The organism is Streptomyces odonnellii, assembly GCF_000981895.1.
Taxonomy (GTDB): Bacteria; Actinomycetota; Actinomycetes; order Streptomycetales; family Streptomycetaceae; genus Streptomyces; species Streptomyces odonnellii.
In genome coordinates, this window is the sequence record NZ_LATD01000293.1 from 1 (window position 1) to 5,254 (window position 5,254).

General features: G+C 70.0%; 5 protein-coding genes. 1 reads left to right on the forward strand and 4 read right to left on the reverse strand.

Going from position 1 to position 5,254, the window contains the following annotated elements; all coding sequences use genetic code 11:
• Positions 1 to 663: 663 nt before the first annotated feature.
• Positions 664 to 1,662 carry a tryptophan--tRNA ligase gene (gene trpS, locus WH07_RS25430; RefSeq protein WP_046504543.1) on the forward strand — a complete coding sequence of 333 codons (999 nt, stop codon included), beginning with the start codon at positions 664 to 666 and terminating at the stop codon, positions 1,660 to 1,662.
• 293 nt (positions 1,663 to 1,955) lie between these two features.
• On the opposite strand, the gene proC is transcribed toward trpS, so the two are convergent.
• From proC to WH07_RS25450, 4 genes are all read right to left on the reverse strand, one after another.
• Complete coding sequence (proC, locus tag WH07_RS25435) at positions 1,956 to 2,759, reverse strand: pyrroline-5-carboxylate reductase (protein ID WP_046504545.1); 804 nt, start codon at positions 2,757 to 2,759, stop codon at positions 1,956 to 1,958.
• Between the two features lie 133 nt (positions 2,760 to 2,892).
• Entirely contained in the window at positions 2,893 to 3,687 is a 795-nt protein-coding gene (locus WH07_RS25440) for an ABC transporter permease (protein WP_046504548.1), read from the reverse strand.
• On the reverse strand, positions 3,684 to 4,454 hold the full coding sequence (locus WH07_RS25445) for an ABC transporter ATP-binding protein (protein WP_408645933.1): 771 nt from the start codon (positions 4,452 to 4,454) through the stop codon (positions 3,684 to 3,686). The genes WH07_RS25440 and WH07_RS25445 overlap by 4 nt, the downstream gene beginning before the upstream one ends.
• 105 nt (positions 4,455 to 4,559) lie before the next feature.
• On the reverse strand, positions 4,560 to 5,254 hold a 695-nt coding region (locus tag WH07_RS25450), incomplete at its 5' end, for a class I SAM-dependent methyltransferase (RefSeq protein ID WP_046504550.1).

The window sequence follows — 5,254 nt, forward strand, 5'->3', positions numbered from 1 at the left end:
ATTCTTCTTCAAAGGAACCACAACCTGCCGGAACAGAAACCGTTCCCGCCGGTCGGGGTATCAACATATCTGGCGTTGACTTTTGGCACGCTGTTGAGTTCTCAAGGAGCGGACGCTTCCTTCGTACTCACCCTTCCGGGCTTTCCTCCGGGCTTTTCCCTTCGGCCTTGCGTCTCCGACTCTATCAGATCCTTTCGGGCCTGATTCCCAGTCAGCGGGGTTTGTCTTCCCGGCCCTTCGGCCGTTCCGACGTTTCAAACTCTAGCGGTATCCAGGGCCTCGACACCAATCGGGACCGCGTTCCTTCGAACACTGGATTCCACATTCCGCGAGAGCGCACGCAAAACAATGCGACCGGTCGCCGCACGTTTGTAGTGAATCCTGCGAAATGACTGCCCGGGGACCGACTTGCGCCGGTACTCACGTCGGACAGCCCGGAGAACATTACGGATCCATGTTTGGCATGTCAACTTCGTGGGTCCACCGCTAGTCTGGACGCATGACAGCGCATGCACATGTCCTTCAGTGGTGGCCCGCCTGACGGCGGCCGCCCGACATGTATGCGCTCAACGGCCGCCGCTCCGGCGACCGTTTGTTTTTCTCCCCCTCCGGGAGTCCGGCCGCTGGGCGCGGTGGCTCCGATTCAGGAGGGTGATGAGAGAGATGACACGGGTCTTCAGCGGGATCAAGCCGACCGGGCATCTGACGCTGGGCAACTACCTCGGGGCCGTACGGCGGTGGGCCGAGGTGGATCAGTACGGGACCGAGGCACTGTTCTGTGTGGTGGATCTGCACGCGCTGACCGTCGAGCACGATCCGGCCCGGGTGCGCAGACTCAGTCGTCAGGCCGCCGGTCTGCTGCTGGCGGCCGGGCTTGATCCGGCGCTGTGCACCGTATTCGTACAGAGTCATGTGGATGAGCACACGCGGCTCTCGTATCTGCTGGAGTGCACGGCCACCGACGGGGAGCTGCGGCGCATGATCCAGTACAAGGAGAAGAGCGCGCGGGCGAAGGCATCGGGGGACGGTGTGCGGTTCTCGCTGCTCTCGTATCCGGTGCTGATGGCGGCGGACATCCTGGCGTACCGGGCCGACGAGGTACCGGTCGGCGACGATCAGGCCCAGCATGTGGAACTGACACGGGACCTCGCCGTGCGGTTCAACCAGCGGTACGGGCACACCTTCACCGTGCCGCGGGCGACCCGGCCGCCGGTGGCGGCGCGGGTGATGGACCTTCAGGACCCGCTGTCGAAGATGGGCAAGTCCCATGAGGCCGGCGCGGGGATCGTCTATCTGCTGGACGACGCCGACGTCGTACGGAAAAAGATCATGCGGGCGGTCACGGACAGCGGACGGGAGGTCGAGTACGACCGGGAGAACCGGCCGGGCGTGGCGAATCTGCTGGAGATTCTCGCGGCCTGCGGGAACGGCAACCCGGACGAGCTGGCCGGTGCGTACGGGTCGTACGGCGCGCTCAAGAAGGACACCGCGGAGGCGGTGGTCGAGTTGTTGCGGCCGTTGCGCAAACGGTATGCGGCGCTGGCGGCGGATCCGGGCTATGTGGACGGTGTGCTGAGGGAGGGCGCGGAACGGGCCAGGGGGATGGCCCGGCCGGTGGTCGACGCCGCGTACCGGGCGATGGGGCTGCTCCCGGCCGGCTGAACCGTACGGAAGCCGTGCCCAGGCGGCGAATCCGCGGGCGGCCGGGCCTCAGCCGGCGAGCCGCCGCCGGTCGGCCCGCGGTGGATCGGCCGGTGCCGGACGTCCATCGCTCAGCCGGTGCCGGTGGCCAGGCCGTGTCTGACAAATAGCGTCGTCCGCCCGCAGGGCGGGGCGCGCGGCGTCTGGTGCGTTCGATCGCAAGGCGGAGGGTCATCCTCGTACTGGACGTACTCGGATGATCCCGACAACGCGGCGAGCGTGCGTGCCAGGCGTCGTGAGCCAGACGGGATTTGTCAGACACGGCCTAGGGCTCGGCTGCGGTCGCGGGCCGCTTCGATGGCGGCGATGAGGGCTGCTCGTACCCCATGGTTCTCCAGCTCCCGGATGGCGTTGATCGTGGTGCCCGCCGGGGAGGTGACGGCCTCGCGCAGCTTGACCGGGTGTTCGCCGCTGTCGCGCAGCATGATGGCCGCGCCCAGTGCGGACTGGACGATCAGCTCATGGGCCTGGGCACGAGGCAGGCCAAGGAGGATGCCGGCGTCGGTCATGGCCTCCACGAGGAAGTAGAAGTACGCCGGGCCCGAGCCGGAGAGGGCGGTGGCGGCGTCCTGCTGGGACTCGGGGACCCGGAGGGTCTTGCCGACGCCGCCGAAGATCTCCTCGGCGTGCGCGAGATGGGTGGCGAGGGCATGGCTGCCGGCGGAGATGACGGACATGCCCTCGTCGACCAGGACGGGGGTGTTGGGCATGACCCGTACGACCGGGGTGCCGTTGGCCAGGCGTCCTTCGATGAAAGCGGTGGTGATGCCGGCGGCGGCGCTGATGATCAGGCGGTCGGCGGTGACATGGGGGGCGAGCTCGTCGAGGAGCCTGCCCATGTCCTGGGGCTTGACGGCGAGGATGAGGATGTCGGCGCGCTTGGCGGCGTCGGCGTTGGTGACGATCTCCACGCCGTACTGGCCGCGGATCTCTTCCGCGCGCTCGGCGCGGCGGGTGGTGGCCAGCAGGTCGGCGGGGCGCCATCCGGCCCTGATCATGCCGCTGAGCAGGGCCTCGCCGATCTTTCCGGTGCCGAGGACTGCGACTGTCTGGGGCATTGCGGGGTCACCTCGCCGGTGGGAATGAGTACATCTGTCGTTCGCGTCCCATCCTCGCACCGGGGTCGGACAGCGGGGGTGAGGTGTCCGAGGGGCGGTACGGCCGGCGGTACGGAGCCCGCGGGGGCCGGCGCTATGCGGTGCGGCGGCGGAGGGTCGCCGCGCCCAGGGTCAGGACGAGTACGGCGCAGCCCGCCACGATCAGGGTGTCGCGGACGAAGTCGCCGGTGATGTCGGGGTGGCGCAGGACCTCGTTCATGCCGTCGACGGCGTACGACATGGGCAGGACGTTCGAGATCGCCTCCAGGACGGGCTGCATGGCGGGGCGCGGGGTGAACAGGCCGCAGAGGAGAAGCTGCGGAAAGATCACTGCGGGCATGAACTGGACCGCCTGGAACTCGGAGGCGGCGAAGGCGGAGACGAAGAGGCCGAGGGCCGTGCCGAGCAGGGCGTCGAGCAGTGCGACGAGCAGCAGGAGCCAGGCGGATCCGACGACGTCCAGGCCGAGGGCCCAGACGGCGAGGCCGGTGGCGAGTGCGGACTGGACGATGGCGAGGAGGCCGAAGGCCAGGGCGTATCCGGCGATCAGGTCGGCCTTGCCGAGGGGCATGGCGAGCAGGCGTTCCAGGGTGCCCGAGGTGCGTTCGCGCAGGGTGGCGATCGAGGTGACCAGGAACATCGTGATCAGCGGGAAGATGCCGAGGAGCGAGGCGCCGATGGCGTCGAAGGTGCGCGGGCTGCCGTCGAAGACGTACCGGAGCAGGAACAGCATCACGCACGGCACGAGGATCATCAGGGCGATCGAGCGCGGGTCGTGGCGGAGCTGGCGCAGTACGCGTGCGGCGGTGGCGAGGGTGCGGGCGGCGGAGACGGGCGCGGGTGCGGCGGGCGCCGTGGCCGACGGCGTGGCCGGGGTCCTGGTGGTCATCGGGCGCTCTCCTGGAGTGCGTTGGCCTGGTCGACGAGGTGGAGGAAGGCGGCTTCCACGGTCTCGGAGCCGGTACGGGCGCGCAGGGCGTCCGGGGTGTCGTCGGCGAGGATCCGGCCGTCGCGCATGAGGAGGAGCCGGTGGCAGCGTTCGGCCTCGTCCATGACGTGGGAGGAGACGAGGATCGTCGCGGCGCGCTCGGCGGCGATGCGGTGGAAGAGGTCCCACAGGTCGCGGCGGAGTACGGGGTCGAGGCCGACGGTCGGTTCGTCGAGGACGAGGAGTTCGGGGGTGCCGAGGAGGGCGACGGCGAGGGAGACGCGGTTGCGCTGGCCGCCGGAGAGCCGGCCGGCGAGGGCGTCGGCGTGTGAGGCGAGGTCGACGTCGGTGATGGCGCGAGTGACGGTTTCGGCGCGGGCGTCGCGACGGGCGCGGCCGGGGTCGAGTACGGCGGCGAAGTATTCGAGATTCTGCCGGACCGTCAGATCGTCGTAGACGGAGGGCGCCTGGGTGACATAGCCGATCCGGGCGCGCAGCGCGGCGTCGCCGGCGGGCCGGCCGAGGACATCGAGGGTGCCGGTGACCTTGGCCTGGGTGCCGACGACGGCGCGCATCAGGGTGGATTTGCCGCAGCCGGAGGGGCCGAGCAGGCCGGTGATCTGGCCGGGCGGTACGGAGAAGTCGAGGCCGCGGAGGACGGTGCGATCGCCTCGTAGGACCGTGAGGCCGTGCGCGCGGACAGCGGCGGCCCCGATGGAATTCATCATGTGATGAATAATCGGGGTCGCGGGGCGGCGGCGTCAAGCAGCGGGGTCGGGCTGCCGGTCTGCTGTCTGCTGTCTGTTCGGTTGGGGGTTTGGGCCGCGGACGTCCTAGATGTGGCGGGCGACGATGAGTTCCACGGCGTATGCCTCCTCGACGAGGCCGTCGGGGAAGACCGTCAGCAGTTCGGCGCGCTCGTCGGCGAGAAAGCGGGCCGTACGGTCCTCGCCGAGCACCCGGAAGACGGAGTGGGTGGCGAGGTTGTCGAGATGGGTGTCGAGGGTGACCCGGCGGGTCCACGGCAGCCGGCGCTCCGCGAAGCGCAGCCCGTCCGGGAGGTGGCGGTCGGGGCGGGCGGTGCCGTGGACGCCATGGGCGCCGTCGTGGGCATGACGGTGGATACGTTCGTCCTGGGCGGCGATCCAGGGCACTTCGGCGTCCGAGACGTTCCACCAGAGGGCGAGCGCGCCGCCCGGCGCGAGGACGCGCAGCGCCTCCGGGACGGAGCGGTCCCGGTCGGTCCAGTGCCAGGACTGCGCGTACGTGATGAGGTCGGCGGAGCCGTCGGCGAGGGGCAGGGCGTCGCCGGAGCCCCGGACGAGCGGGACGTCGGGGAGGGTGCGGTGGAGCCGGGCGGCCATGCCGGGGCCGGGTTCCACGGCGACGACCCTGGCGCCGCGTTCGCGGAGGAGGCGGGTGGCGATCCCCGTACCGGCGCCCACATCGACGACGCGGGAGCGGCGGAGAGGGCGGGCCGTGAGGTCCTCGACGGCGTCGAAGAGGGCGGGTGGGTAGCCCGGGCGGG